This window comes from Candidatus Binatia bacterium (assembly GCA_036504975.1).
GTDB lineage: Bacteria > Desulfobacterota > Binatia > UBA9968 > UBA9968 > JAJPJQ01.
On record DASXUF010000140.1, the window covers coordinates 1 to 3,230 of the forward strand.

Consider the following 3,230-nt stretch of genomic DNA (forward strand, 5'->3'; position numbering starts at 1 on the left):
GTACCAGCCGTCGCGAAAGACTTCTTTCGTGAGCTCCGGCTGGCCGAGATAGCCGAGCATGCGGTTCGGGCCTTTGATCAACAGCAGCCCTTCGCTGCCGGTGGGCAGCGTCTCACCGGTGTCGGGCTCAACGACTTTCGCCGCCACGCCGGGAATCGGATGACCGACTGTTCCAAGTTTCAGCCCGGTCTGACGCTCGCTTCCTTCGTTAACGTTAGGGATATTTACCGAAACGACGGGCGCGGTCTCCGTGCAGCCGTATCCCTCCAGAAGATCGACTCCGTATTTTTCTTTGAACTCTTTCGCTAAAGGCTCGCGCAGCTTCTCGGCGCCGACGATGGCGTAGCGGAGCGGGGAGAATTGCTCCGCCGGGATTCTCCTTAGATAAGCCGCGTAGAAGGTCGGCGTGCTGATGAGAATCGTCGCGCCGTATTTCGCGACCATCTCGCCGATGGTCTTGGCGTCGAGAGGATTGGGATGGTACGCCACGCCGAAACCGGAGAGGAGCGGAAACCAGAGCGTGCCGGTGAAGCCGAAAGAATGAAAGAACGGCAGCACGCCCATCATGCGATCGCGGCGCGTGACCCAAAAGAGCTGGGCGAATCCTTCGAGATTGGAGAGGACATTGTGGTGGGAGAGCATCACGCCTTTGGGCGCGCCGGTGCTGCCGCTGGAGAAGATGATCGTCGCCAGGGAATCCGCCGTTTGCTTCCCGTCGCCGTACAGGGACAGGAGCAGCCGCGAGGGAAGGATAAACGAAAGGAGAACCGCTACGATCTTCTTCGATGGGCTTATTCTACCGAGCTCGTCTTCGATGAAGATCATGCCTTCCATCGGCTCAAGTTTTGCCTTGGCCAGGAACTGCCGCGAGGTGAGGATCGTGCGCGCGCCCGACTGCCGCAGCGCGTGAGCCGTTGCTTCGCTACCCGCCGTAAAATTGAGATTCACCGGAACTTTCCCCGCCATTAGGACGGCGATGTTGGCCAGCGCGCCGCCGACGGACGCCGGCAGCAACAGACCGATCATCGATTCGTTCGCGCTTTGTTTTTTTAGCCAGCGCGAGAGCAGCAGGCTCCCCACCAGCGCGTTTCCATAAGTCAATTCTCTGCCGCTCGAATCCGCCATGCAAAACGAAAACCAGTTTCGCTTGGCGCTTTTTAAAAACCGGAGCTGCAGCGTATCGGTCCGCGAGCGCCGGTGTTCCACGGCCTCGCTGCCCAGTTCGAGAATCGCCTGGCGCGCCTCCTGCGCCGTCGACGAAGAAGGCAAAGGGCGGCCAAAGGAAATCGTCACGGGATAGGGAAGACGTTCAGGCAATTTCCAAAAAAAGCGGCCCTCCTTGAAGCTGAAGATGCTGCCCCACAGGCGATCCAGGTGCACCGGGATGATCGGAATCTCCAAGCCCTCGACGATTTTCTCGAAGCCGCGCTTGAATGGCAACAGGTTTCCCGTGCGGCTGATCGCGCCCTCGGCGAAGATGCACACCACGTGGCCCTGCCGAAGCTCGTCGCGCGCGCGTTCCAGCGATTCGACGATCTCCCGGCGGCTGCGCGCCGATACCGGAATCGCCTTCATCAGGCGGAAAAGCCAATTGAGCCAGCGGATTTCGTAATAAGGCCGGTACATCATAAAACGGATGAATCGTTGCACGCTCGCTCCCACGAGCAACGCGTCCGCGTGCGACATGTGATTGCAGACGAGCAGCGCCGGCCCGCGGAAGGGGACGTGCTCCTGCTCGACGACGCGGATGCGGTAGATCGTGTGAGTGACGAGCCACAGGGTGAAGCGGATCAGAAAATCCGGCAGGAGCGTGAGGATATAAAGGGTCGCGGCGAAAGTGAAGAGGCCAAGAATCAGCACGATCGCGTTGGGCGGGGTTTTGAAGCGATCGTGCAAAATCCACAGCACCGCCGACGCGACGAGCACGCCCGCCATGTTGAAGAAGTTGTTCGTCGCGATCAAAAGCCCTTTCTCTTCTCGTCCGCTTCTCTGCTGCAGCAGGGCGTTCAGCGGCACGACAAATAGGCCGCCGGAGAAAGCGAGCAGAGAAAGCGCCGCCGCGGTCCAGGCATAAGAGCCCGTCGAAGAGAAAAGCAGGAAAGAAAAAAGCGCCATGGCGATCGAGCCGACCGGAACGAGCCCCGGTTCGACTTTGTCGCCGGATAGCCGTCCGGCGGCGAGACTACCGGCGCCGATGCCCAGCGCCAGGAATGTCACCAGCAGTCCGATCCTCAGATCGTCGAGCCCCATGATATCCTTGCCGACGAGGATCAAATCCATTTGCAGGAGCGCGCCCACAAACCAGAAGTAGGAAATGCCGATGACGGTGAGCCACAGCGTCTTGTCGGCGCGCAGCCGTTTGACGCCGCGGAGAATCTCCGCCCACGGGTTCAGTTGAAACGTTTTCCTTGCGCCCGACGGCGGCACGCGCGAAATTCCGAGGCTTGCGAGAGTTCCGGCTGCGGCAACGGCGGTAAAGATGAAACCGATTCGCGCCAGATGATCTTTCCAGAAGGCGAAGAGCAGGCTGCCGATCGAGGTTCCGAAGATGATGGCGAGAAATGTGCTCATCTCCAGAAGGCCGTTGGCCCGCGAGAGCTCCTTTTCGGGGAGCATCTCGGGAAGGATCCCGTACTTCGCCGGACTGAAAAAAGTCGAGTTGATCGACAGCAGGAAAAGCACCGCCAACATGAAATCGAACCGGCCTGAAAGAAAGGCGAAGATGCTGAGCGCCGTTGCCGCGATCTCGAGGACCTTTGTCGCGACCAGCACGGTGCGCTTGCTCAACACGTCGGCCAGATGGCCGGCGTAGCCGGAGAAGAGAAAAAAGGGAACGATGTAGACGGCGGTGACCAGAGAAAGATAGACGCCGGCGCCGCCGCCGCCCAGATCGGCGCCGAGCAGCGACAAGATCATCTTTAAGACGTTGTCGTTCAGCGCGCCCAGGAACTGAGTCCAGAGAAAGGCGCGGAAGCCGGGATGTCGGAGCGTGTCTTTGTAGCTGCCTGCAGGCATGGTTATTTGATCGCGGAGAAATCTTTGAATTGGATGGCGAGAGCTTCAAGCACCGCCGCTTGGCGGTCGAAGTAATTCGCTTTGGCCGCGCTGAGCCAACCTCGGCCCAAGGCCGGGTACGCCAATACAGGCAGCGGATAGTCGGTGCCGAAGAGAAGCCGGTCGTGAAGCTCAGGGTGACGCCGAAGCAGGAAGAGCATTCTCGCGCGGTTCGG

2 protein-coding genes are annotated in these 3,230 nt (G+C 59.9%); both read right to left on the minus strand.

Translation table 11 applies throughout. The features are described 5' to 3' along the window. A partial coding sequence (locus VGL70_17870; protein ID HEY3305393.1) for an MFS transporter occupies positions 1–3,015 on the minus strand: 3,015 nt, incomplete at its 3' end. Positions 3,016–3,017: 2 nt separating this feature from the next. Beyond that, a partial coding sequence (locus VGL70_17875) for a hypothetical protein (GenBank protein ID HEY3305394.1) occupies positions 3,018–3,230 on the minus strand: 213 nt, incomplete at its 5' end.